At 64.7% G+C, this 23,597-nt stretch carries 22 protein-coding genes; 9 read left to right on the top strand and 13 right to left on the bottom strand.

Annotation, left to right across the window (positions count from 1 at the left end):
- Positions 1-20: 20 nt before the first annotated feature.
- From AC1RNQ_RS07975 to AC1RNQ_RS07955, 5 genes are all read right to left on the bottom strand, one after another.
- On the bottom strand, positions 21-1,235 hold the full coding sequence (locus AC1RNQ_RS07975) for a cytochrome P450 (RefSeq protein WP_493170286.1): 1,215 nt from the start codon (positions 1,233-1,235) through the stop codon (positions 21-23).
- Positions 1,236-1,459: 224 nt separating this feature from the next.
- Positions 1,460-2,491, bottom strand: coding sequence for an NADP-dependent oxidoreductase (locus tag AC1RNQ_RS07970; protein ID WP_493170284.1), 1,032 nt, complete (start codon positions 2,489-2,491; stop codon positions 1,460-1,462).
- A 30-nt stretch (positions 2,492-2,521) separates the two neighbouring features.
- Positions 2,522-3,364 (bottom strand): SDR family NAD(P)-dependent oxidoreductase, encoded by an 843-nt coding sequence (locus AC1RNQ_RS07965; RefSeq protein WP_493170282.1) that lies wholly within the window; start codon positions 3,362-3,364, stop codon positions 2,522-2,524.
- Between the two features lie 4 nt (positions 3,365-3,368).
- Positions 3,369-4,160 (bottom strand): EthD domain-containing protein, encoded by a 792-nt coding sequence (locus AC1RNQ_RS07960; RefSeq protein WP_493170279.1) that lies wholly within the window; start codon positions 4,158-4,160, stop codon positions 3,369-3,371.
- 82 nt (positions 4,161-4,242) lie between these two features.
- Positions 4,243-4,761, bottom strand: coding sequence for a nuclear transport factor 2 family protein (locus AC1RNQ_RS07955; RefSeq protein WP_493170277.1), 519 nt, complete (start codon positions 4,759-4,761; stop codon positions 4,243-4,245).
- A 314-nt stretch (positions 4,762-5,075) separates the two neighbouring features.
- Here AC1RNQ_RS07955 and AC1RNQ_RS07950 point away from each other — a divergent pair, with 314 nt between their 5' ends.
- The 4 genes from AC1RNQ_RS07950 to AC1RNQ_RS07935 are packed head-to-tail and all read left to right on the top strand — an operon-like array spanning position 5,076 to position 10,259.
- Positions 5,076-5,453 carry a nuclear transport factor 2 family protein gene (locus tag AC1RNQ_RS07950; RefSeq protein ID WP_493170275.1) on the top strand — a complete coding sequence of 126 codons (378 nt, stop codon included), beginning with the start codon at positions 5,076-5,078 and terminating at the stop codon, positions 5,451-5,453.
- Positions 5,454-5,513: 60 nt separating this feature from the next.
- Complete coding sequence (locus AC1RNQ_RS07945) at positions 5,514-6,761, top strand: cytochrome P450 (RefSeq protein ID WP_493170274.1); 1,248 nt, start codon at positions 5,514-5,516, stop codon at positions 6,759-6,761.
- 25 nt (positions 6,762-6,786) lie between these two features.
- On the top strand, positions 6,787-9,150 hold the full coding sequence (locus tag AC1RNQ_RS07940; protein WP_493170273.1) for a membrane-bound PQQ-dependent dehydrogenase, glucose/quinate/shikimate family: 2,364 nt from the start codon (positions 6,787-6,789) through the stop codon (positions 9,148-9,150).
- A gap of 59 nt (positions 9,151-9,209) precedes the next feature.
- The gene (locus AC1RNQ_RS07935) at positions 9,210-10,259 is read left to right on the top strand and encodes an NAD(P)-dependent alcohol dehydrogenase (protein ID WP_493170272.1); all 1,050 of its coding nucleotides are present in this window, start codon (positions 9,210-9,212) and stop codon (positions 10,257-10,259) included.
- Between the two features lie 72 nt (positions 10,260-10,331).
- Here the strand turns inward: AC1RNQ_RS07935 and AC1RNQ_RS07930 are convergent, their stop codons facing one another.
- From AC1RNQ_RS07930 to AC1RNQ_RS07895, 8 genes are all read right to left on the bottom strand, one after another.
- Entirely contained in the window at positions 10,332-10,967 is a 636-nt protein-coding gene (locus AC1RNQ_RS07930) for a CoA transferase subunit B (protein ID WP_493170271.1), read from the bottom strand.
- A complete protein-coding gene (locus tag AC1RNQ_RS07925) occupies positions 10,967-11,674 on the bottom strand; it encodes a CoA transferase subunit A (protein WP_493170270.1) in 708 nt (235 codons plus the stop codon). The genes AC1RNQ_RS07930 and AC1RNQ_RS07925 overlap by 1 nt, the downstream gene beginning before the upstream one ends.
- A gap of 95 nt (positions 11,675-11,769) precedes the next feature.
- A complete protein-coding gene (gene bioB / locus AC1RNQ_RS07920; protein WP_493170269.1) occupies positions 11,770-12,828 on the bottom strand; it encodes a biotin synthase BioB in 1,059 nt (352 codons plus the stop codon).
- 1 nt (position 12,829) lies between these two features.
- Positions 12,830-13,777: an SDR family NAD(P)-dependent oxidoreductase gene (locus tag AC1RNQ_RS07915; protein ID WP_493170268.1), complete on the bottom strand. Its 948-nt coding sequence runs from the start codon at positions 13,775-13,777 to the stop codon at positions 12,830-12,832.
- 10 nt (positions 13,778-13,787) lie between these two features.
- Positions 13,788-14,993, bottom strand: a complete 1,206-nt coding sequence (locus AC1RNQ_RS07910) for a thiolase family protein (protein WP_493170267.1) — start codon at positions 14,991-14,993, stop codon at positions 13,788-13,790.
- On the bottom strand, positions 14,986-15,909 hold the full coding sequence (locus AC1RNQ_RS07905; protein ID WP_493170266.1) for an alpha/beta fold hydrolase: 924 nt from the start codon (positions 15,907-15,909) through the stop codon (positions 14,986-14,988). The genes AC1RNQ_RS07910 and AC1RNQ_RS07905 overlap by 8 nt, the downstream gene beginning before the upstream one ends.
- Positions 15,899-17,428: a class I adenylate-forming enzyme family protein gene (locus AC1RNQ_RS07900; RefSeq protein WP_493170265.1), complete on the bottom strand. Its 1,530-nt coding sequence runs from the start codon at positions 17,426-17,428 to the stop codon at positions 15,899-15,901. The genes AC1RNQ_RS07905 and AC1RNQ_RS07900 overlap by 11 nt, the downstream gene beginning before the upstream one ends.
- Positions 17,421-18,503: an amidohydrolase family protein gene (locus AC1RNQ_RS07895; RefSeq protein ID WP_493170264.1), complete on the bottom strand. Its 1,083-nt coding sequence runs from the start codon at positions 18,501-18,503 to the stop codon at positions 17,421-17,423. The genes AC1RNQ_RS07900 and AC1RNQ_RS07895 overlap by 8 nt, the downstream gene beginning before the upstream one ends.
- A 248-nt stretch (positions 18,504-18,751) precedes the next feature.
- Here AC1RNQ_RS07895 and AC1RNQ_RS07890 point away from each other — a divergent pair, with 248 nt between their 5' ends.
- The 5 genes from AC1RNQ_RS07890 to AC1RNQ_RS07870 are packed head-to-tail and all read left to right on the top strand — an operon-like array spanning position 18,752 to position 23,597.
- The gene (locus AC1RNQ_RS07890) at positions 18,752-19,870 is read left to right on the top strand and encodes a thiolase C-terminal domain-containing protein (RefSeq protein WP_493170263.1); all 1,119 of its coding nucleotides are present in this window, start codon (positions 18,752-18,754) and stop codon (positions 19,868-19,870) included.
- 2 nt (positions 19,871-19,872) lie between these two features.
- Positions 19,873-21,024 (top strand): thiolase C-terminal domain-containing protein, encoded by a 1,152-nt coding sequence (locus AC1RNQ_RS07885; RefSeq protein ID WP_493170262.1) that lies wholly within the window; start codon positions 19,873-19,875, stop codon positions 21,022-21,024.
- An 11-nt stretch (positions 21,025-21,035) separates the two neighbouring features.
- Positions 21,036-21,962 carry an OB-fold domain-containing protein gene (locus AC1RNQ_RS07880; protein WP_493170259.1) on the top strand — a complete coding sequence of 309 codons (927 nt, stop codon included), beginning with the start codon at positions 21,036-21,038 and terminating at the stop codon, positions 21,960-21,962.
- Positions 21,959-22,789, top strand: coding sequence for an N-acyl homoserine lactonase family protein (locus AC1RNQ_RS07875; protein ID WP_493170258.1), 831 nt, complete (start codon positions 21,959-21,961; stop codon positions 22,787-22,789). Before AC1RNQ_RS07880 ends, AC1RNQ_RS07875 begins: the two co-directional genes overlap by 4 nt.
- Positions 22,790-22,799: 10 nt before the next feature.
- A complete protein-coding gene (locus AC1RNQ_RS07870; protein ID WP_493170256.1) occupies positions 22,800-23,597 on the top strand; it encodes an enoyl-CoA hydratase/isomerase family protein in 798 nt (265 codons plus the stop codon).

Genomic DNA, 23,597 nt, shown 5'->3' with positions numbered 1-23,597 from the left:
TGTCGCCCAAATGCGGACCCTCACCATTCCAGCCAGAAGGACTCGGTTCCCGAGGTCACGCCGCCGAGATGACGGATTTCCTGACCAGGCTCGAGCCGGAAGCTCGGAATCCGGGCGAACCATTCTTCCAGCAGGATCTTGATTTCCAGACGGGCGAGGAACTGGCCCGGGCAAATATGCGGGCCAGCGCCGAAAGTGACCTGCTTCTTCACCGCGCGATCGAGGTCGACCTCGAACGGGCAAGCATTCACACTCTCGTTGAGCGCGTACAACTCGGTCGGCGCAATGACGATATCGCCCTTGGCCAGCGTCACGCCGTCGACCTCCACGTCGTTGATGACCTCGCGACCCGATGAGATGATCGGAAGGCGGCGGATCAGTTCATTGACCAGCTTGGGAATTCTGCCGGGATCCCTGGTAATCTCGGCTTGCAGATCGGGCAGGCCGGCAAGCGTGTACATCGCGAAACTCATGAAATTCACGACCGTGTCGAGACCGCCGACCATCGCCTGGCCTGCCAGGTTGACCGCCTCATCCTCGGTAATGTCGCGCCCTTCAATCTGCGCATCGGCGATATGGGTGAGCAGGTCGGTCCGGCCCGATCCTTTGCGTTCGGCAAGAATGGGGGCGAGATATTTCTGGAACTGGGCGGTCGCCTCGGCGGGCGTCACCGACCCGTCGGGGCGGGTGAACTGGTCGGCGAGATGCTTGAGCTCGGGGAGATTCTCGAGCGGCAGATCCACGAGCTTCATGAAGACCTGCAGCGGGAGATGTTCGGCGAACTCGTGAGCAAAATTGCAGCGCTTGTTTGGAAGAAACGCCTCGATGAGCGACACGGTCAGCTCGCGGATACTGCCTTCGAGCGCATTCACCGCCCCGACCTTCAATTGTTCGTCGAGAACCTTGCGGAAGGGCCTGTGACGCGGCGGGTCGAGCGATAGCGGGATGAATTCGCTATAGGCTTCACCCGAGGTCGACTTCGGTACCAGGACGATGCGGTTGGAAAAGCGCGTGCTGTCCGAAAGAACCGCCGAGACCAGTTCGGGGGCGAGCGCAATCCAATGGCCTTCGTTGTGCGGCGTCCAGGCGATGCCGTGCGGGGTGCTTTCGCGCATGCGTGTCCAGGCCTGGTGCAGGTCGGCCTCGAGGGTGCAAGGATTGTAGATATCGAAGTCGACCTCGCGGTCGACGGGAACGTGCGACGGACGCGCCGATTCCAACACTTCTGCGCTCACTTGCGCTCTCCCATCTTGTCTCATTTCGGATGGCGAATAATCGACATATTTTCGGATAAATGTCAATTCACATTATCGGCCCGGAGGGAATCCAATATATAAATTATTTAATTACAAAAGGTTGATATACAGTACTCCCGCGTGTGTACTTCAATCTAGTTGATGACAGTCACATACTCCGAGAAATAATCGGATAGAATCGCATTTTCAATGTAGCGGCCGGGTCAGGTCGACTGCCTCGCATCGTCCGAGATCTGCACGATCAACGTGCCCTGATTCGAGCCGTCGAACAGCGCGTTCAGCGACAGCGGCAGCACCTCCATCCCGACCCGCACATCCTCGCGGTGAAGCAGGCGGCCTTCCTCGATCCATCCGGCGAGGCGGGACATCGCCTGTGGGAATTGCGCGATGAAGTTGGAGGCCAGAAAGCCTTCCATGCGGATGCTGCCATATACGAGGCGCATGAGGTTCCCGAGGCGGTTCTCGGCTGCCCCGTCATTATAGCCGGAGATCTGGCCGCACAGGACGACCCGGCCGTGTCGCGCCATATTGTCGATGGCGGCCTGCAGCGTCGCACCGCCGATATTGTCGAAATAGATATCGACACCCTGGGGACAAAGGGCGGCAATCCGCGCGGCAACGTCTTCGCTCTTATAGTCGATGCACTGATCGACACAGCGCTGCTCGACGAGCCAGGCGCATTTGTCGGTGCCGCCGGCGATGCCGATCACGCGGCAACCGAGGATCTTGCCGATCTGGGCGGCGACGCTCCCGACCGAGCCGGCCGCACCCGAAACCAGCAGGGTCTCGCCTGCCTTCGGCTTGCCGATCTCGATGAGCCCGAAATAGGCCGTCAGCGCGTTCATGCCGACGGGCCCGAGCGCGTCGATGAAGCTGAAGCCGTCGGGGATCGGACGGATGAGCGCCCGCGTCGGAGATACCACGTCGAAATCCTGCCAGCCCGCGATCGTGCAGACCCGGCTTCCCGCAGGAAAGTCGGGGTTCGCGGACGCGATCACGCGCGCGGCAGAGGGGCCGCGAACGGGCTCGCCCAGCGCAATCGAAGGCATGAAATTGCCCGTCTCTTCGTCCATCCAGTTGCGGATGGTCGGTGCGCAGAGAAAGGCCATGTTCCGGATCAGGACCTCGCCCGCGCGAAGGTCGGGCGATGGATAGGCTTCTTCGCGATACAGAAAGTCGTCCGGAACACAGAGTCCGTCCGGGCGACGGGCGAGGAGCCATTGCCGGTTACGCATCTTCGCTTTCCCAGGACTTGCCGCGGCCCGTCAGTCCATCCTGTAACCGCCGCACACGTTGATGGTCTGCCCGGTGACGTAGCTTGAGTCCGGCCCCAGCAGGAAGGACGCCACCGATGCCTGTTCGGATGCAAGGCCCCTGCGTCCCATCGGGATGATCGTCTGGTTGTAGCTCGCCTTATAGTCGGCGAACTCCATGCCCGCGACCTTCGCCTTGCGCGACATCGTGCCATCGAGCATGTCCGTGTCGATCGAACCGGGGCAGATGCAATTGACCCTGATGCCCTGGCTTGCGACTTCCGCGGCCAATTGCTGGGTCAGGCCGATCACTCCGAACTTGCTGGCGCAATATCCGCCATAATTGGCAAAGCCGAACCGCCCGGCCAGCGACGATATGTTGACCACCGCCGACGGACGTCCATGCGCCAGCATCGCGCGGACGCCGACCTTGCACATGCGATACACGCCATTGAGATTGATATCGATCGTCGAATGCCAAAGCGCATCGTCCATGTCTGCGATCGAGGCTGCAGCCGCCTCGCTGGCGATGCCGGCATTGTTGACGAGGCCCGTGAGGTCGCCGAGTTCGGCCGTGGTGCGCGCAATCGCATCCGCGACCTGCTCGTCGCTGGTGACGTCGAGGTCGATGGCGATCGCGCGGCGGCCCATCGCGCGAATTTCCTCGGCGACGGACTCCGCGCCTTGCCATCCTTCTTCGCGCTCATGCGCCGGATATTCGGACGGGTCGCGCGCGATCGCGGTGACCGCGACATCCGCCCCGTCTTCGGCGAGCCGAAGCGCGATGGCGCGGCCAATCCCCCGTTTGCGCGCCGCGCCCGTTACCAAAGCGACCATGCCGTCCAGCTTGTCCATAGTTCTACTGAGCCCATTCTCGATCGACGAAGACGAATTCCTTCCCGACCAGGATGGTCGAGCTGCTGAAATCGATGAATTGCCGCTCGTCCTCGATCGCGGCATCCATCGCGGCTTGGGTTTCGGCCAAGGGCTTCGCGCCCGCGGGCCGCTCGAACCAGGACTCGGCGTGGCCGAGGAACGGGTCCGCCGTCGTTCCGCGCGGCGTGCCGAACGCCGAGGCCAGCGGGTCATCGCGGCGGTGCACCTGATTATAGGCGATGAGGCCGCGCGCCGGCGAATGCGAGCGGATCAGCGGGCCATGCTCCTCGAGCCAATATCGCCTGGCTTCCGCCTCGCCGAGATCCTTGGGCGGTCGCAGCGCAAAGTGCAGCCGCATCACATTGCTGCGCGCGCGCGCGACCGGACGGGAGAGGGACGTCGCCACTTGCGGATATTCGGTCGCCATCCAAAGCGGCGAGGCTGACAGGTCGACGAACCGGCTTTCGCTGGCCACCAGTTGCTCGGCTGCGGAAGCGCCGGCCGCGCTCGATAGCGCGGCACGCAGGGCATCTGCCGATTTCCACCAATATTCGGCAATCCCGTCGAACGGCTGAAGCATGCCGCCGCGCGCTTCGGATGCTGCGGCGTCAATGCCTTGTCCGGCGGGGTCGGGATGGAGCTGCAGATAGCGGACGATATCGAGATCGGTCTGGAACGACGCAACCAGGGGGCCGTTGGTGTCACGCCAGATATCGGCAAATTCGCGGTACGAAAGCCCGGCCGCGCGGCGCAGCATATGGACGAGGCGAATCATCTTTCACCCGGGCGCACGGCCGAAATCGAACGCGTCCGAAGATGACCGTAGTGGCGGTTTGCGCCCCATCCATTGAGCCAGGTCATGATTGCTCGAACACGCCGTGGCGAACGCGGCCTCTTTCGCTCATCGTTTCGAGCTTGCCGGGCCAGAAGGGCTTGTCGAAGCCGGCGGTCAATCTCGCGATACGCCAGGTCGGACCGTCGCGGCGATAGGCGACCCGGTAGAAACCCATCGATTCCATCGAGACCGCATCGCCTGTCGATGCCATCAACAGCAGATAGCTCAATGTCACTGCCTCGTCGTCGCGTAGGTCCTCGACGATCGTATTGAGGAGCATATGGCGCCGCTGATCCTTCTGGTGGGGCCAAAATTTGGAGAGCCACTCGACGATCGCCTCGCGCCCTTCGAGGGGCCCGATCGGAATTTCGCCGAGCACGCTGCCCTCCCATATCGCGTCGGGGGTGAAGCAGTCGCCGAGCGGCTCGATCCGCCGTTCGTCATAGGCCCAGCAATATCGGGCGATGCATTCGCCGACGGCTGCGCGATCGCTCGCCTCGCAGCGTTCGGCCGGCGGCACCGGCGAGCCCAGATCCAGCATTCCGACCCGATGGGCCCATGCAGATATCGATGATTCGTCGTATTTATCAGCCGTCGTCATATTGGGTAGCGCCCTCTCGTGCGCTGCTCTGATAATATCAGAGCGGCAGTTTACCTCGGGGTTTCTGCCAGTTTTATCGTACTTGACGAAAGTAGAAGCGGGATATACCTATGTCAACGATAATCGACGATTTGTCGGAAATAGAGATGACTCGCGGAAGTCGGGTCGTCGGGTAAGGCCGCTTTCGAATATTCGAGGCGGCCGCCGCCCGGTGGTCCCCGGCTCCGGAGATTGATCCAGCTGGGAGAGTGAAGATGACCGATTTCGCGGCCCGTGCCGATGGCATCATCCAGGCCTATAACGACAAGGACTTCGAGCGGCTCAGAGCCGCGATCGCCCCCGACCTCAAGATGGCGCATTTCAATCGCGGCGCTTCCTTCGAAAATGCCGATGACCTGATCGAAGTGATGAAGGCGTTCGGTGACAGCCTCATGCCCGACCGGCGTTTCGAGCCCGCCGAGGGCGTCCATGTCGTCGGCCATGTCGTCGTGCGCGAGGGGTATTGGGGCGGGACCGCCCAGCAGGATCTGCCAGGCTTTGCGGCCAAGGGAGAGGCGCTTCGCCTCCGGCTCTGCTCGGTGATGAAGTTCGACGACGCCGGCATATTGGTCGACTGGAAGGATCATGGCTGACGGCGCGGCCGGCACCTGTCGGCCGCACGACGATATCCCCTAGTCCCATGGAGGAAGCGCATGGAAACCTCAGCGGCGCTTGATGCAAATCCCGGCGAGCCGGATCTCGCACCCCGTCCGGATCATGTGCCGGAAGATCGGGTGATCGATTTTGATGTGTACCGGTCCCCGCCGGCCGGCATGTGCCCGCAGCGGATGTGGTTCGAGATGCAGGCTCATGCGAAGCATCCGGTCATGTGGACACCGCGCAATGGCGGCCACTGGATCGCGATGACGCCGGACCTTACCGAGTCGGTCCTGTCCGAGTGGGACACCTTCTCGACCAAGGTGGTCATGGTTCCGCGCGAGCCGATGGGGGAAACCTATTCCAAATATCTGCCCCTGCCGCTCGATCCACCGAATCATTTCGAGTTTCGCCGCATTTTGAATGCCAATCTCGGCGCGAAGTCGATCGCGCGCATGACCGAAGATGTCGAGGAACTGACCGCCGCGTTGATCGAAAGTTTCCGGGCCCGCGGCCGATGCAATTTCACGACCGAGTTTGCCGAGCAGCTGCCCGTCCGCATCTTCATGCGCGTGGTCGATCTGCCCGAGGAGGATCTGCCCAAGCTCAAATATCTCGCCGATCAGTTCACCCGGCCCGACGGTTCGATCACCCATCCCGAGGTGGAACGCCAGTTCAGCGAATATATCGGACCGGTAATCCGCTCACGCCGGGGCAAGGAGGGCACCGATCTCATCACCGAGATGATCAACGGCAAGATTTTCGACCGTCCGATAACGGATGAAGAAGCCGAGAATATGTGCATCCAGGTCCTGATCGCGGGGCTCGATACGGTGGTGAACCTGCTCGGGTTCATCTTCTCCTACCTTGCGACAAACGCAGGCCTGCGACGCAAGCTCGCGAGCGAGCCTTCGCTGCTCGAAGACGCGATACCCGAATTCCTGCGGCGCTTTCCACTCGTGTCGAATGCACGCGAAGTCGCCAAGGAAACCGAATTCGGCGGGGTGACGTTGAAGCCCCGCGACATGATCATGGGTTCGACGATCCTCGTCGCGATGAGCGAAGATAGCAATGACGATGCGCTCGAGTTCCGCCTCGAGCGGCCGAAGCGGCATTTCTACATATTCGGCAAGGGCATCCATGTTTGCCCCGGCGCGCCCCTCGCGCGGCTCGAGCTCAAGATCATCCTCAGGGAATGGCTGGCCCGGATTCCCGAGTTCCGCCTCGTCGAGGGCAATGACCTTTCCTATCTGAGCGGTATCGTCTCCGCAGTCAGTCCGTTCGAATTGGAGTGGGACGCTTGAACCGTCGCATCGCTGGAAGACGGCCATGAGCTCGCTCTCGACGACTTCGCCACTTGCCGAGGGACCGATGGACAACGAGCCCACAGCACCTTTGAAGCCCCGCAGGCGGTTCGTCCTCTCGGCCGTGCTCGCCGTGATCGCGCTGTTGCTGATTGTCGGCGGCGCGCAACTCGCCCTGCTCGGCGGCTCCATCTATTATCTCGCGGCGGGTATCGCCGTCGCCGCCACGTCATGGCTCGCCTTCAAGGGCGACCGGCGCGACGTGGCTGTCTATGTGCTTTTTCTCGCCCTGACGCTTGTCTGGGCGATCTGGGAAAGCGGCACCGACGTCTGGCGTCTGCAGAGCCGCCTCGTCGCCCCGATGATCCTCGGGCTTTGGGTATGCTGGCCCTGGCTCCGACGGTTTCGCACCATTGTCATCGGCGCCGCAGCCGTTGGCCTGGTCGCGTTCGGCGCGTGGCTCTGGCAGGTCAACCAGCTCCAGGCAGCGCCGGAGCAGGTCATCCAGGGCAGCGACGGGTCTGGTGAGTGGGCGCATTATGGCAATACGCTTGGCGGCACCCGCTTTTCTCCGCTGTCGCAGATCGATCAGGGCAACGTCGCGCGCCTCGCGCCAGCATGGACCTACCGAACCGGTGTGATCGCCGGAACCGGCCTCGGTTTTCAGGCCACGCCGCTGATGGTGAATGACACCGTCTATCTGTGCACGCCCACCAATATCGTCATCGCGCTCGATCCCGAGACCGGTGCGCGCCGCTGGCAATTCGACCCGAACATCGATGCACCCGACGCCGGTACCTGCCGCGGCGTCAGCTATTTCGCGCCGCCCGGTGCCACCGGACCGTGCGCACGGCGCATCATCACGGCCACCACCGATGCCCGGCTGATGGCCATCGATGCCGACGACGGAAAACCCTGTCCCGCATTCGGGACCAATGGTTCGGTCGACCTCACGCGGGGCTTCGGCAAGATCATCAAGGGATATTATTATATCACCTCCGCACCGACGATCGTCCGCGGCAAGGTCGTTTTGGGCGGCTGGGTGACTGACGGCCAATATGTCGGCGAGCCGTCCGGGGTCATCCGGGCGTTCGACGCGACGACCGGCGAATTTGCCTGGGCGTGGGACATGGATCGTCCGCACGAGCATGGCGAACCGGGGCCTGGCGAGACCTATTCCCCGGGCACTGCGAACAGCTGGGCCCCGATGAGCGGCGACGAGCAACTCGGCCTCGTTTACCTGCCCACCGGCAATTCCACGCCCGATTATTGGGGCGCCCATCGTTCGAAGGGTTCGGAGCAGTATAGCAGCTCGGTCGTCGCCCTCGACATCGAAAGCGGCGAAGCGCGCTGGTCCTTCCAGATCGTTCACCATGACGTCTGGGATTATGACGTTTCGCCGCAGCCCACTTTGATCGACATCCCTGTCGGCGGCGAGATGGTTCCCGCCTTGCTCCAGACGTCGAAGAGCGGACAATTCTTCATGCTCGACCGCCGGACGGGCAAACCGATCCGGCCGGTGGAGGAGCGACCGGTGCCGCAAGGACCGGCAAAGGGCGACTTCCTGTCTCCCACGCAGCCTCACTCACCGACCTTGCCGGCGTTCGACAATATGGTTCTGACGCCGCAGTCGATGTGGGGCCTGACCCCGCTCGATCAGCTCTGGTGCCGCATCAAGTTCAGCCAGGCGCGGTACGAGGGCATGTTCACGCCGCCCGGCTATCCGCGCCCGACCATCACCTATCCAAGCTTCCTCGGCGGCGTGAACTGGGGCGGCATTTCGATCGATCCGGATCGCAAGCTGGCGATCGTCAACTGGAGCCGGATGGCCAATTACACAACGATGGTCTCGCGTGCCGAGGCCGACGCCAAGGGCTACAAGCGCTCGCTGACCGGTGGCGCGCATGTCGGCCAGCCGGTCGCGCAGGAGGGAACGCCGTTCGCACTTCTGACCGGACCGTTCCTCTCGCCGCTGAATGTTCCCTGCACCGAGCCGCCCTTCGGCAAGATCGGCGTCGTCGACCTGAAGACCGGCAAGATGAACTGGGAGCGGCCGCTTGGCACCGCCTCCGACAGTGGGCCGTTCAACACGCGAACGCACCTGCCGCTGCCCATGGGCGTCCCCAACACCGGTGGCGCGGTCACCACCAGGTCCGGACTCATCTTCATTGCCGCCACGCAGGAGCGCGCGTTCCGGGCGTTCGATGTGAATAGCGGCAAGCTGGTGTGGCGCGTTCCGCTCCCGGCGGGCGGCCACGCCACGCCGATGACCTACATCAGCAAGAAGAGCGGTCGTCAGTTCGTCGTGATCGCCGCGGGCGGCAATGCACCGCTGTCCTCGGGAGCCGGCGATTATGTGATGGCCTACGCGCTGCCGAAATCAAACTGACGCCGGTTGCGCTCCCGTAATGTGAAGCGAGCGGCCCCGGCAGGGAGAAACAGAAGGCGATGCGAGCCTATCGGATAGTCGAATGGGGACGGCCTGCCGAGTTCGTCGACATTCCCACGCCTGTTCCCGGTTCCGGAGAGGTGCTCCTCCGCATGCGGGGCGCGGGTCTCTGCCGCTCGGACCTCGACATCATCGGCAGCCGGCCGGGAAGCGTTCCTTACGCCGCCGAATTATCGGCCGGTTTCACGCTCGGCCATGAAAATGCCGGGCAGGTCGAATATTGCGGTGACGGCGTTACCGACCTCAAGCCCGGCGACAATGTCGCGGTTCACAACATGCACCACTGCGGCAACTGCGAATATTGCCACGAAGGGTACGAACAATCGTGCGCGACCTTCGCGCGCGGACCGATTGGCACGACCCGCGGAGTGGGTATCGATGGCGGCCTTGCAGAATTTATGGTGGTGCCGCGCCGCGAGCTCGTGCCGCTGGGCAACGTTGATCCGGTTTCGATCGCGCCGCTGACCGACGCGGGGGTCACCTCTTACCGCGCAGTCAAGTCCGTGCTCGACCGGCTCAAGCCAGGCTCGACCGCGCTCGTTATCGGGGTGGGAGGCCTCGGCGCCTATGCCATCCAGTTCCTGAAACTGCTCTCATGTGCGACGGTCTTCGCGGTCGATCGGGCCGAGAGCCGGCTGTCCGACGCGCGGCGATATGGCGCCGACCATGCGCTTGTCGCGGATCGCCGCACGGCGGAAGCCATCATGGATATCAGTGGTGGCCGCGGCGCGGACGTCGTGATCGACCTGGTCGGAACCGACGAGACGCTCGCCTTGGCCGCAGCCGTGTCGCGGCCGCATGGACGGATCGTGCTGGTCGGCCTCGAAGGTGGTTCGCTCGCCGTTGGCTGGGGACGGCTGGCGACGACCTGCCAATTTGCTATCTCGCTCGGCAGCACATTGGCCGACTTGCGAGAGGTATGCCAGCTTGCGGCCGATGGTCGGCTCCTGATCGATTATGAGCGCTACGCTTTCGACGATGTGGAGACAGCCTTGTCCCGCCTCCGCGACGGCACGCTCAAGGGCCGCGCGGTCGTCACGTTCGACTGAGCAGAGGCCGCACGACCTGGCCCCGGTCGAAACCGGTCGCGGCCCCCGAAGGCAAACGGAGACCGGCGGGCTTTAGGCGAGGTAGCGCGCGGTCGTTTTTTCGGCGACTTCCCCGGCGGTCACCCCCGGCGCGAGTTCGATCAGCTTGAACGGGCTGTCATGGTCGTCACGCCGGAACACCGCGAGGTCGGTGATGATCATGTCGACGACATTCTTGCCGGTCAGCGGCAGCGTGCACGCCGGGATGAACTTGGGGCTGCCGTCCTTGGCGTTGTGTTCCATCACGACGATGATCTTCTTGACCCCGGCGACGAGGTCCATCGCGCCGCCCATGCCCTTGATCATCTTGCCCGGGATCATCCAGTTGGCGATGTCGCCATTTTCGGCGATCTCCATCGCGCCCAGGACGGTCAGGTCGATATGCCCGCCGCGGATCATCGCGAAGCTGTCCGCCGAGCTGAAATAGGCCGACTGCGGCAGCTCGCTGATCGTCTGCTTGCCCGCGTTGATCAGGTCGGCGTCCTCTTCGCCCTCGAGCGGGAAGGGGCCGATGCCGAGCATGCCATTCTCCGATTGGAGCGTGACCGTCATCCCCGCGGGAATATGGTTCGCGACCAAGGTCGGGATGCCGATGCCGAGGTTGACGTAATAACCGTCCTGCAGTTCCTTCGCGGCGCGCGCCGCCATGTCGTCGCGGGTCCAGGCCATTATACATTCTCCCTTTCGCGAACCGTTCGGAATTCGATCTTCTTGTCGTAGGGCGCGCCGACGATCAGCCGCTTCACGTAAATGCCGGGCAGGTGGATCGCATCGGGATCGAGGCTGCCGGTGGGGACGATTTCCTCGACCTCGGCGATGCAGATCTTCGCCGCGGTCGCCATCGGCTGGTTGAAGTTGCGCGCGGTCTTGCGGAAGATCAGGTTGCCGCTCTCGTCGGCTTTCCACCCCTTGACGATCGCGAGGTCGGCGAAGATGCCGCGCTCGAGGATATAATCCTGACCGTCGAAATTCTTCACTTCCTTGCCCTCGGCGACCAGCGTGCCGACGCCGGTCCTGGTGTAGAAGCCGGGGATGCCCGCACCGCCGGCGCGGCAGCGCTCGGCGAGCGTGCCCTGCGGGCAGAATTCGACCTCGAGCTCGCCCGCCAGATATTGCCGCTCGAACTCCTTGTTCTCGCCGACATAGCTGCTGATCATCTTCTTGATCTGCCGCGTGCGGAGCAGCTTGCCGAGCCCTTCGCCGTCGATCCCGGCGTTGTTGCTCGCGATCGTCAGGTCCCTGGTGCCCGCATCGCGGATCGCGTCGATCAGCCGTTCGGGGATGCCGCACAGGCCGAAACCGCCCGCGCAGATCTGCATGCCGTCGAAGAGCAGCCCTTCGAGTGCAGCGGCGGCGGCGGCGTAGTATTTTTTCATCGCAAGGCCCTCGTCAAGAACAGGCGCATTCCGTAGCGTCGGCTCGCTTGAACGTCAATATACGACAAATAGTCGGAAAATATACTTAGCTTCAATCAAAGATAATGTGGAAAATATTCCGATAAAAGGTCGGAAGTTGGCGAAGCTTCCTCGCTTTCGCCGCGCCGCATCGGTTCTTCGCTCTCCATCGGCCTGAGGCCAAGCTTTGCGAGGAGCGCCGCGTCGGCGCTGTCGCCGCGATTGCCCGTCGTCAGCAGTTTGTCGCCGGTGAAGATGCTGTTCGCCCCCGCCATGAAGCAGAGCGCCTGCGTCGCCTCCGACATGCTCTCGCGTCCCGCCGACAGGCGAACCATGCTCATCGGCATGGTGATGCGCGCGACGGCGACGGTGCGCACGAACTCGATATCATCGATCTTGGCGAGCGGCGTATCCGCGAGCATATCGCCGAGTACGGTGCCCTTCACCGGCACCAGCGCGTTGATCGGCACGCTGCCGGGGTGTTCAGGCAGGGTCGCCAGGGTATGGATGAAGCCGACGCGATCTTGCCGTGTCTCACCCATGCCCACGATGCCGCCGCTGCACACGTTAATCCCGGCGCTGCGCACTTCCTCCAGCGTATCGAGCCGATCCTGAAAGCTGCGCGTCGTGATGACATTGCCGTAATTCTCTGGGGATGTGTCGATATTGTGATTGTAATAGTCGAGCCCCGCGACCGCGAGTTGCTGCGCCTGTTCCTTGGTCAGCATCCCCAGCGTCATGCAGGTTTCCATGCCCATCTGGCGCACGCCCTCGATCATCTCGACGATCGCCGGCATATCGCGGTCCTTGGGGTTGCGCCACGCGGCACCCATGCAGAAACGCTGCGATCCGGCATCCTTGGCCTCGGCTGCCGCCTGCAGCACCGCGCGCACATCCATGAGCTTGGTGGCCTTCAGCCCCGTGTCGGCGTGTGCGCTCTGCGAGCAATAGCCGCAATCCTCGATGCAGCCGCCGGTCTTGATGCTGAGCAAGGTGCACAGCTGGATTTGCCCAGGCGCATGGCGGCGGCGATGGACGCCCTGCGCCTCCCACATCAGCTCGTCGAACGGCAGGTGGAACAGCCCGGCGATCTCCTCGCGCGTCCAGTCGATGCGCGGTGCGTCTTCGGGGGCCATTTCAGGGCGCTCCTACAAATAGGGGCGGAATTGCCGCGAGTTCGTCCGAGGTGGAGGCGGGATCGAGAAAATCGCCGAGCGCGCGGATCTGGTCGGCGTGCGCGGCCAGATCCTCGGGGCCATGGTCGGGATCGAAATAGCCCTCGCCCACGACGAACGCGACGCGCGCCACCTTGCCCGACGAACTCGAGAAGATTTCGCCGTTGATCCTTGTATCGCGGTGAGCGAGCCAGAGCACCGCGGGCGCCACGATCGACGGCGGCCCCATCGGGACCACGCCGCTCCGGATATCGCCTTGCCAATCGCTGCCGCCGCCTTCCTTGCTGTCGAAAAAGGCGTCGCGGTTCATTCGCGTGATCGCCATCGGCGCGACGGCATTGACGGTGATGCCGCTGTCGCCCACCTCCTGCGCCAGGCATTTGGTGAGCCCCGCTACCGCCAGTTTGGCGGCGCCATAGGCGCCTAGCCCCTCATTGCCGGCGAACCCGGCGTTAGAGGTCGTGTTGATGATGCGGCCCCGCCCCGCCGCCGCCAGATGCGGCCAGGCTGCGGCGCATAGATGGAATACCCCGTCGAGCGTCACCGTCTGCATCGCCCGCCAGTCGCCTTCGCGGATATCGGTGAGCTTGGCGAAGCTGATAATGCCCGCATTGTTCACGAGAATGCTGAGCTTGCCGAAGGCCGCGATCGCCTTGGCGACGATCGCCTCGGCTGCCTCGCGCGTGCCCACCGCCGTCTCGTCGGCGACCGCGCGGCCCCCGGCAGCGCGGATTTCAGCCGCGACGACTTCGGCGACGCCCGGCCCGCTGCCCGGCCCGCCCTCGGGGCCGCCCGGGTCGTTGACCAGCACCGCAGCGCCGCGTGCGGCAAAGGCCAGCGCATATTCGCGCCCGAGGCCGCGCCCGGCCCCGGTCACGATCACGACGTCATTGTCGAAACGAAGGGTCATGTCATAGTCCTCATTGCGGGATTTCGAAGAGTCCGGCGGATCCCATTCCGCCCGCGACACACATCGAGACGACCGCGTAGCGGACGCCGCGCCGGCGGGCCTCGAGAAGCACTGAGCCCGCGAGCCGGGCGCCGGTCATACCGAAGGGGTGGCCGAGCGCGATCGCGCCGCCATTGACGTTGATCCTTTCGGGATCGATGCCGAGCTCGTCGCGGCAGTAGAGATACTGGCTGGCAAAGGCCTCGTTGATCTCCCAGAGGCCGATATCGTCGACCTTGAGCCCGGCGCGCGCGAGAAGTTTGGGCACGGCAAATATCGGTCCGACCCCCATTTCGTCGGGCGTGCAGCCCGCCGACTGGAAGCCGCGGAAGATGCCGAGGATGTCCTTGCCCTCCGCCTCGGCGGTTGCGCGATCCATCAGCACCTGCGCTGCAGCACCGTCCGAAAGCTGGCTCGCATTGCCCGCGGTGACGTGGCGGCCCTCCTTGATCACCGATCCGTCTTTCCAGACCGGGCGCAACCCGGCGAGCCCCTCGGCAGTGGTATCAGCGCGAATCCCTTCGTCATGCTCGAACAGGAAAGTCTCCTGCCCGGTCACGCTGCCGTCCTTGGCGACGAGATTCCTGGTGACCGTCATCGGCGCGATTTCTTCGGCGAGACGGCCCGCGGCGACGGCGGCCGCGGCGCGCTGGTGGCTGAGCGCCGACACTTCGTCCTGCGCCTCGCGGCTCACGCCATATTTCTCGGCGACGATCTCCGCGGTCTCGATCATCGCCATATAGGCGTGCGGCTGCCGGTCGAGCACCGCTTGCGGCTGCGCGCGAAAGGTCGGGTGGTGCGCGTTGCGCGTATGGCTGATCGACTCGGCACCCCCGCTCAGCGCGACATCGAGATCGCCCGCCATGATCCCGCGCGCCGCATAGGCGAGCGTCGTCAGCCCCGAGCCGCATTTGCGGTCGAGCGTCGTACCCGGGACCGACAGCGGGAGGTCGGCGGCGAAGATCGCGGTGCGTGCAAGATTGCCGCCTTGCGTGCCCCATTGGGTGCCGACCCCGACGAGCACATCGTCGATCCGCGCCGGATCTATGCCCGCCCGCTCGACCGCCGCCTTCATGGCGTGTCCCATGAATTCCGGGGCGTCGGTATCGTTGAGGGCGCCCTTGAAGGCCTTGGCAATGGGCGTTCGTGCCGTGGAGATGATGGCTGCTTCACGCATAATGGTCTCTTTCATTGGCGAGGGTAGGCGAGGGATCGCCAAGAAAACGGCCGACAAGCTCGTTGAATCCTGCACGGCGCTGGTGATGGAGCCAGTGGCTCGCGCCGCCGAAGGTGATGACGCGGTGCCGCGCGAGATGTGCAAGACGCGTCGTCGGCGGCGGCGTTATCCAGCTCTCGTCGCCATAGGCGAGCAGCGTGGGACAGGGGATCGCGGTCAGCATCTCGTCGAGATCGGCGCCGCGCTGGTCTTCGGGCGGCCGATGGCGGCAGCCATTGTCATATTTCCAGCGAAGGCCCCGGTCGGCTTCGGCAATCAGGCCCGTTCGCGTGAGATAGGCGATCGTCTCGCTGTCGATTTCGGGGTTCGCTTCCTGCATGCGCTCGGCGGCGCGCGCGAGATCGGGATAGTAGCGCGGCGTCTGCAGCCGGCGCATCAGCTCGTTCGCCGTCCACTCGCGCAGACGTTCGGGATAGGGGCGCGACTTCTCGCGTTCCTGCCGGATGATCGGCAGCTCGACGCCCTCGATCGCGACGAGCGCGCGCACCCGTTCGGGGAAGGCGGCGGTGTAGCGCAGCGCAATCTGTCCGCCGAGCGAATGGCCGACGATTGCGAAGTCGCGCAGACCGCAGAGATCGGCGATGGCGGCGAGGTCGATGACGAAACTGGCCAGCGCATAATTGCCGTCGCTCGACCAGTCGCTGTCGCCATGACCGCGCAGGTCCGGCGCGATCACATGATAATTGTCCTTCAGCGTCTCGGCGAGCCACGTCCAGCTATGCGCCTGGTCGCGTATGCCGTGCTGGAGAAGGACGACCGGCGCGCCGGTCTCGCCCCATTCGAGCAGGTGGTGGCGCGAGCCGCCGAGCGACACGAAGCGCGAGCGTGCGGTGCTGACGGGCGGCTCAGGCGGCATGGCGGGCCTTGTCGCGCAGCGCCCTGCGCAAGATCTTGCCGGTGGGGCCCTTGGGCAGTTCGGGCAGGATCTCGATGTCGGCGGGCACCTTGTAGCGGGCGAGATGTTCGCGGCAGTGCTCGATCAGCGCGTCGACCGCGAGCGCAGCCGTTCCGGCGACATAGGCGATCGGGACTTCGCCCATCATCTCGTCCTCGCGGCCGACGACGGCGACCTCGGCGACGCCCGGCGCCTGGTAGAGAACCTCCTCGATGTCGACCGGATAGATGTTCTGGCCGCCCCGGATGATGACGTCCTTCTTGCGGTCGACGATGTAGGAATAGCCTTCGTCGTCGATGTAGCCGATATCGCCCGTATAGAGCCAGCCGCCGCGCAGCGCCGCGGCGCTGTCATCGGGCGCCTTGTAATAGCCCGCCATGAGATTGGGTCCGGAGACGACAATCTCGCCCGAGGTGCCGGCCGGGCAGCGATTCCCGGCGTCGTCGACGATCGCGAGGTCCATGCCTTCTAGCACGCGGCCGATCGTGCGGCCGCGTTCGAGCTCGCCATCGGCGTCCAGCCTGACTTCGGTCAGCGTCACCAGCGCGGTGCCTTCGGTCAGCCCATAGCCGGTCAGCACCTGGACCGAAGGCGCGGCAGCGATAATCCGTTGCAGCAGCGCCGAAGGTACAGGGGCGCCGCCGGTCATGATCCGGCGCAGCGACTGGAGGCGGGGACCGCTCGCCCCCGGATGATCGAAGATCTTCTGGAGCATCGTCGGGACGGCGGGCAGGAAGGTGCAGCCGAAGTCGCCGACGGCTTCGATGCAGCGCGCCGCATCGAAGCGTGGGAGGAGCACCAGCGTCGCGCCGGTGACCAGCATCGCGTTGATGCACTGGTTGAGCCCGAATGTGTTGTAGAGCGGCAGCGCGCAGAGGATGACGTCGTTCGCGTCGAGACCGAGCCACGCTGGCGTCCGGTCGTAGTTGGCGGCAAGATTTCCTGCGGTGAGGATCACGCCCTTCGCCTTGCCCGTTGTCGCGCTCGTCAGGAGGTGAAAGACGGGGTCGCCGGGGCCGATCGCGGCGAGGTCGGCGAGCGGACTGGAGGCCGCGAGCGTCGCAGGAATCGAGGCACCCGCCGCGTCATGCGCCGCCGTATCGACCAGCAGGAGCCGGCAGCTTGCCGGGAGGGCGGCCAACGCCGCGCTCGCGAGCGCTTCGGTGGTCACGATGAACGCGAGATCGCAGCAGTCGACCGCATGGGCGATCTCGGTGGGGCGGTAGAGGATGTTGACCGGGGTGATCGGCGCGCCGAGCGCGAACAGCGCCTGCTCGACGACGATGAACTCGGGCGAGGCGGGGAGCAGCAGCCCGACATGCACGTCTCGCGCAACGCCAAGCGCCGCGAGCGCGCCCGCCATGTCGCGGACCTGCCGCGCCAGCGCCGCGAAGCTCGTCTCGCCGCCTTCGAAGCGGATCGCGATCTTGTCGGGGCGCTCCGCCTCGCGCGCAAAAAGTGCATTCGCCCTGTTAAGCATCGGCGGCCTCGGTCTCCGGCCGCACGCTCGGGCGCGGCGCCTCGTCCAGCCCATAGATCCGACGCGCGGTTCCTGCGAACAGCATTACCCGGTCGGCCTCGGGCCAGCCCTGCGTGATCCGCTTGAAGGCGTTCCAGAGGGTCCGGTAGCTGTACATCGCCTTGTCGACCGGGAAGTTGCTTTCGAACATGCAGCGTTCGGCGCCGAACAGTTCGGTGCAGGTCTCGACATAGGGCTGCCAGGCCTCGGCCAGTTCCGCCGACGAAGGGGGCAGGGCGCGCTCGTGCCAGCGCGCGCCGCAAATGATCATACCGAAGCCGCCGATCTTGACCGCGACGTTCGGGCAATCGGCGAGTCGCCGCATAGCGTCGCGCCAGCGCGCGAACGACGCCTTCTCCTGGCCCTCATAAGGGCCGACCCCGAGGATGCAGCCGAGATGGTCGAGGATGATCGAGGTGCCGGGCACCGCCCGTGCGGCGTCGACCAGCTCGGGAATCTGCGCATGATAGAGCATCGCGTCATAGACGAGACCGCGGCGGCCGAGTTCGGCCAGCCCCGCACGATAGGCGGGGTCGCCGAGAAGGCCCGCCGGGGCCGGGCGCAGCACGATGCCATCGGGGAAATTCTCGTCGCGCGACACCGAGTGGCGAATGCCCCGCAGCGCGCCGTCCGCCGCGATGCTGTGCGCATCGAGCGTCTCGGTGAGCAGAGGTCCCGACATGAGGTCCGCATAAGCGACAATAGCCTTGGCGATGCTAGTCGCGCATCCGGCTTCGCGCGCCGCGCGGGCGATGGCGGCGACCTTTTCGGTTTCGCCGACCGGCGCCAGATGCGCCGGGCCGTCGGTACGATAGCCATAATGAGCCTGGACGAAGACCGTCGCGTCGATCCTGTGGCCATCGTCCACATCGGCGCACATTTCCGCGAGAAGATAGGGCGATCCGCCCTCTTCCCAGAGATGGTGATGCGCATCGATGATCGGAAGCTCCGGCTCCAGCACATCTTCGACGCGCTGCGACAGCCAGGCAAGGTCCGGCGACGGATAGCGAAACTTGCCTGAAACATCGAGGCTCACAGTCTTCTCCTTCTCCATCTTCCGATATTGTTTCGGATATACTCGGAATGCAAGCCCTATGTTGATCCGGCATGATTCCAAGGAAACCGTGCATTAATCGTCTATATCGCGCGAAACTCAAAATCCGATGAAACGTCGAATATGGGTTGACGGAAATTTTTCCCGGCCATAAACCGACCCTGCACAGCGGACGTACCGGGACTGAACGGGCGCCAGGCTTGCGAAACGTAACGCATGGGAGGCCGTGGATGGCTCTGAAGAAGGTGGCAGTGGTCGCGACTGCGCAAGCGGAGCTGCGGCCCGCTTGGCGCGATGCGCAGCACATCGACCTGATCTCGTCGGTCGTAACCGCGGTGTTCAAGGGATCGGGCTTCTCGATCGACGACGTCGATTTCGTCATCGACTCGGGCAGCGACGTTCTCGACGGACGCTCGATCTCGAACTGCGGCTTCCTCGGTGCGCTCGGTGCGCACCACAAGGAAGAGGCGCGTGTCGAAGAGGACGGGCTGTTCTCGGCGCTCTACGGGGTCAACAAGATCCGCTCGGGCGCCGCGTCGGTCGGCCTTCTCGTCGCTTATTCCAAGCCGTCCGAGTCGGTGGTCGAGAATTACTGGGCCTCGCAGGTCGAACCCTTCTACCAGCGCCCCGTCGGCTTCAACCAGCGCGCGGCCGCGGGCATCCAGGCGCAGCATTATCTGGCTTCGGGCAAGCTCGGCGAGCGCGACCTCGCCGAACTGGTCGTTGCCCGCTGGGCCGATGCAAAGGCCGATGGCCGCGTGGCGATCGACGAGCTTCCCGATCTCGACGCCGTGCTCGGCGCCTCCGAAGCGGCCGCGCCGCTCACCGAACTCATGTTTGCGCGCCCGGTGGACGGCGCCGTCGCGATCCTGATCGCAAGCGAGGATGCCGCACGGCGGAGCGGCGGAACGCCGGTGTTCGTCACCGGCATGGGATCGAGCACCGACTGCCACGCCTATGCCGACCGCGACCGCAGCCGGCTGCGCGCGCTCGAAAATGCCGCCGCCATGTCGGCCCGCGCGGCGGGCTGGGACGCCGCCTCGGCCGATATTGTCGAGGTCAGCGCCTCTTCGGTCGTCTCCGAACTCATGGCGATCGAGGCGCTCGGCCTTGCCAAGCAGGGCAATGGCCTTTCCGCGGCGCGCGGCGGCAAGGTCGCCGTAAACCGCTCGGGGGGCGCACTACCCGCCGATCCCATCATGGCGACCGGCATGTTCCGGCTCGCCGAAGCCGTCCGACAGCTGCGCGAGCCGCAGCTCTACGGCAGCGGCACGCCGAGCAAGGCGGTCGTCCATGGCAGCACGGGCGTCGCGATGCAGAGCAACTGCGTATTCAGCCTCGAGGTGTGACAATGACCAGACATGTAGGAATCGTCGGGGTTGGACAGACCCATCACGCGCGTCGTCGCACCGACGTCAGCCAGGCCGGGCTCGTTCGCGAGGCGGTCGACCGCGCCCTTGCCGACGCGAAGCTCACGATCGAGGACATCGACACGATCGTCGTCGCGACGGGCCCGGTGCTGTTCGGCGCCGTGAACCATCCCGAACTCTGGGTCGCGAATGCGATCGGGGCGCAGGGGAAACCCCTTCTTCGCGTGACCAGCGGCGGCGGCGCAGGCTTTGCCGGGGCGCTCGCCGGCTATTATCAGGTCGCGGGTGGCTACGCCGACCGAACCCTGGTCGTCGCCTATGACAAGCTGTCAGAGGGGCCGCTGCAATATTCGATCTCGACGCTCTACGATCCCTTCTGGGGCCGCGAGTTTGCGGTTGGCATCATGGGCTTCTCGGCCGCTTACTGGCGCGCGCGCATGGACGTCCTCGGTCATACCGAGGAAGCCGCCGCGATGGTGTCGGTGAAGAACCGCATGAACGCGATCGCCAATCCCTATGCGCATATGAAGAAGGAAGTGACCGTCGACGAGGTGCTCGCCTCGAAGCCGCTGTGCTGGCCGATCAAGCTTCTCGATGTGCCGCCGATCTCGGACGGTGCCGCTGCAATCGTCCTCGCCACCGAAAAGGTCGCCCACAAGTCGACCGATCGCCCGGCGTGGATCCAGGGCATGGCCTATTATTGCGAAGCCGATAACGCGCCCGAACGCTCGCTGATGATTTCCGAGCCGCTCGCGCTCGCCGCGCGCGCCGTTTATCGTTCGGCGGGCATCACCAATCCGCGCCGCCAGTTCGACGTGGTCGAGGTGCAGGAGCCCTATTCCTGCTTCGAGCTCAACTATTATGAGAGCCTCGGGCTCTGCCCGCCGGGGCAGGCCGCCGAGCTGATCGCCTCGGGCGCGACGCAGCTCGACGGCGACATCCCGGTCAATCCGTCGGGCGGCTGCATGGGCGCGAATCCCATCGGCGCGGTCGGCGTGATCCGCCTCATCGAAGCCGCGACCCAGGTCATGGGCCGGAACGAAAGCCACCAGATCAAGGATGCGAAGCTCGCACTGGTCCAGTCCGGCGGTGGCTGGGCCAACCTGCGCGGCTGCGCGGTCCTGAGCGCATAGGGGACGACGACATGTATTCAGCACCCGAAACGATGCCGATCGAACTTCCGGTCTTCAATGCGCAGATCGCGCTGCCCTACACGCTCACGCCCGGGCGCGCGGCGGGGACCTTCCTCGCCGAGATCAAGAACCGGCGGATCGTCGGTTCGCGCTTCCCCGACGGCTCGGTTGTCGCGCCGGCGCAGGATTTCTCCGCGATCAACAGCGACCCGATGGAAAGCTTCGTCGAAGCGCCCCACACCGGCGAGCTGACGGGCTTCACCCGTGTCGACGGCCAGGTGATCGGTCTTGTCCGCCTCGACGGCTGCGACAATGAGTTCGCACACCGCCTGATCGGCGATCTCGGCGACTTCAAGATCGGGCAGCGCATCGAAGCGGTCTGGGCGGACGAGGCGTCGGAAACGATCACCGCGATCAGCGGTTTCCGCGTTGCGGCCGATGCGCCGGTCGGCACGGTTTCGCCGCTCGCCGATACCGAGGCGCCGCTCGAGGTTGTGAAATATTCGCTCGCGCTGCCCTATGAGCATGCCTACGGCCCCTATTACGGGCGCATGTTCGACGAGATCAAGGAATTCGGGCGCGTCATCGGGGTTCGCACCTCGAACGGCGACGATGCCTTGCTCCCGCCACGCGAAGTCGACGATATCACGCACAAGCGCACCGGCACCTGGAAAGCCTGCGCCGACACCGGCACCATCCGCGGCTGCTCGATCATCAACATGGAGTTCGTCGGCCAGACCCGCGAACCGCCCTATGTCTATGCCGAGATCGTGCTTGACGGGGCCTCGACGCGCCTCATTCACATGATCGACATCGACAGCCTCGAAGAGGCGAAGGAGCGCATCAAGCCCGGAACGCGTGTCCGTGCGATCTGGACCAGCGGCGAGCGGAAGGGTTCGATGGCCGACATCGAACGCTTCGAGGTCATCGACGAGTGACCGAGTGGCGCATCGACTCGCTGCTCATCGGTGAGCTCTACCTGCCGCATGGCGGGGGGATCCAGCGCGACCCGGTCCACGTCTGGCTGGCGCGCGACGGAACGCATAATGTGCTCATCGACTCCGGCATGGCCGAGATCGCGCTCATCACCAAGCGCCTCAAGGTCGAAGGGTGGGGCGGAGGCCATGCCAAGCTTACCGAGCTCCTCGCCGGCGAGGAGCTGACGCCGGGCGACATTGACCATGTCGTGCTCACCCATGGCCATTTCGATCACGCCGAAAATCTCGACCTCTTTCCCGACGCCTGCATCGTCATCCAGCGCGACGAGCTGTCGCACGCTGCGGATCCGGTGCCGTCGCAGCGCATCTTCTACTGGCAGTCGACGATCGGCAATCTGGTGGCGCGCCGCCGGCCCGGCCAGATCCGTACCCTCGACGGCGATGCCGAGCTGTTCGCCGGTTTCCGCGTCCTGAAGGTGCCGAGCCACACGCCGGGGATGCAGGTGCCACTGATCCGGACCGCCAAGGGCATCGTCGCGATCGCCTCCGACCTTGGCGATCATTATCGTTACTGGTTTCCGGCAGATGCGCGCGCCACCGACCATCCGCAGCGCTCGCTCTCCGACGCCTTCCTGACCGGGAATATCCGCAGCGAAAGCGAGCGCGACTGGCAGGCGGCGATGCGCCGGGTGCAGGTGAACTCCGACATCGTCGTGCCCGCGCACGACTTTCGCATCCCGAAGAAAATCCCCGAGCAATGGTTCGCCATTCCGGAATCGACCGAAGGCGATCTGGCGCATGTGCCGCCGGATATGTCCAGCTTCTGAAAGGTCAGCCATGTCTTACGAGAATATCCTCTATGAAGTGAGCGACCGGATCGCGACGATCACGCTCAACCGGCCCGACGCGATGAACGCGACGACCGACGAGCTCTATGCCGAGCTCGAGGACGCCCTCGGCCGCGTCGCCGCCGACCCCGATGTCGGCTGCGTCATCCTGACGGGCGCCGGGCGCGGCTTTTGCGCCGGTGCCGACCTCAAGGCGCGCAAGGACGACATGACCCCGCTGCAGCGCCGCACGCGCCACCGCGGCATCCTGCGCAATATCGTCGAACCGCTCTTCCGGCTCGAAAAGCCCGTCATCGCCGCCGTCAACGGCGCCGCAGCCGGGGCCGGCTTCAATATCGCGCTGGCGTGCGACTTCATCATCGCGAGCGACCGGGCGAGCTTCATGCAGGCCTTCGCCAAGGTCGGCCTCGTTCCCGATCTCGGCGGCCTCTACCTGCTGGGCCGGGTCATCGGCATCAACAAGGCGAAGGAGCTCTGCTTCACCGCCCGCAAGGTGCCTGCCGCCGAGGCGCAGGTCATGGGCATCGTCAATCATGTCGTCCCGCACGACACGCTGATCGCCGAAGCGCGCGCCATCGCCTCTAAAATCGCGGCGGGCTCGCCGACGGCGCTCGCCATGACCAAGACGCTGCTCGACAAGTCGACCAACGCGACGCTCGACCAGATGCTCGAATATGAAGGCTATGCGCAGACCATCGCCTATCTTACTCCCGAATATGAGGAGGGTGTCCAGGCCTTCCGCGAGAAGCGCGCGCCCGATTTCGCCACTGCCGCGAAGCGGGGCTGA

The sequence above is a fragment of the Sphingopyxis sp. GW821-FHT12F08 genome (genome assembly GCF_058806755.1).
The sequence above is the reverse complement of the archived record's forward strand: the minus strand, read 5'-3'. Positions and strand labels throughout refer to the sequence as shown.

Bases quoted from the DNA above. Each gene is read 5' to 3' on its own strand.
- AC1RNQ_RS07970 (WP_493170284.1), bottom strand. From the start codon at position 2,491: ATGCGTAACCGGCAATGGCTCCTCGCCCGTCGCCCGGACGGACTCTGT.
- AC1RNQ_RS07965 (WP_493170282.1), bottom strand. From the start codon at position 3,364: ATGGACAAGCTGGACGGCATGGTCGCTTTGGTAACGGGCGCGGCGCGC.
- AC1RNQ_RS07960 (WP_493170279.1), bottom strand. From the start codon at position 4,160: ATGATTCGCCTCGTCCATATGCTGCGCCGCGCGGCCGGGCTTTCGTAC.
- AC1RNQ_RS07955 (WP_493170277.1), bottom strand. From the start codon at position 4,761: ATGCTGGATCTGGGCTCGCCGGTGCCGCCGGCCGAACGCTGCGAGGCG.
- AC1RNQ_RS07950 (WP_493170275.1), top strand. From the start codon at position 5,076: ATGACCGATTTCGCGGCCCGTGCCGATGGCATCATCCAGGCCTATAAC.
- AC1RNQ_RS07945 (WP_493170274.1), top strand. From the start codon at position 5,514: ATGGAAACCTCAGCGGCGCTTGATGCAAATCCCGGCGAGCCGGATCTC.
- AC1RNQ_RS07940 (WP_493170273.1), top strand. From the start codon at position 6,787: ATGAGCTCGCTCTCGACGACTTCGCCACTTGCCGAGGGACCGATGGAC.
- AC1RNQ_RS07935 (WP_493170272.1), top strand. From the start codon at position 9,210: ATGCGAGCCTATCGGATAGTCGAATGGGGACGGCCTGCCGAGTTCGTC.
- AC1RNQ_RS07930 (WP_493170271.1), bottom strand. From the start codon at position 10,967: ATGGCCTGGACCCGCGACGACATGGCGGCGCGCGCCGCGAAGGAACTG.
- AC1RNQ_RS07925 (WP_493170270.1), bottom strand. From the start codon at position 11,674: ATGAAAAAATACTACGCCGCCGCCGCCGCTGCACTCGAAGGGCTGCTC.
- bioB (WP_493170269.1), bottom strand. From the start codon at position 12,828: ATGGCCCCCGAAGACGCACCGCGCATCGACTGGACGCGCGAGGAGATC.
- AC1RNQ_RS07915 (WP_493170268.1), bottom strand. From the start codon at position 13,777: ATGACCCTTCGTTTCGACAATGACGTCGTGATCGTGACCGGGGCCGGG.
- AC1RNQ_RS07910 (WP_493170267.1), bottom strand. From the start codon at position 14,993: ATGCGTGAAGCAGCCATCATCTCCACGGCACGAACGCCCATTGCCAAG.
- AC1RNQ_RS07905 (WP_493170266.1), bottom strand. From the start codon at position 15,909: ATGCCGCCTGAGCCGCCCGTCAGCACCGCACGCTCGCGCTTCGTGTCG.
- AC1RNQ_RS07900 (WP_493170265.1), bottom strand. From the start codon at position 17,428: ATGCTTAACAGGGCGAATGCACTTTTTGCGCGCGAGGCGGAGCGCCCC.
- AC1RNQ_RS07890 (WP_493170263.1), top strand. From the start codon at position 18,752: ATGGCTCTGAAGAAGGTGGCAGTGGTCGCGACTGCGCAAGCGGAGCTG.
- AC1RNQ_RS07885 (WP_493170262.1), top strand. From the start codon at position 19,873: ATGACCAGACATGTAGGAATCGTCGGGGTTGGACAGACCCATCACGCG.
- AC1RNQ_RS07880 (WP_493170259.1), top strand. From the start codon at position 21,036: ATGTATTCAGCACCCGAAACGATGCCGATCGAACTTCCGGTCTTCAAT.
- AC1RNQ_RS07870 (WP_493170256.1), top strand. From the start codon at position 22,800: ATGTCTTACGAGAATATCCTCTATGAAGTGAGCGACCGGATCGCGACG.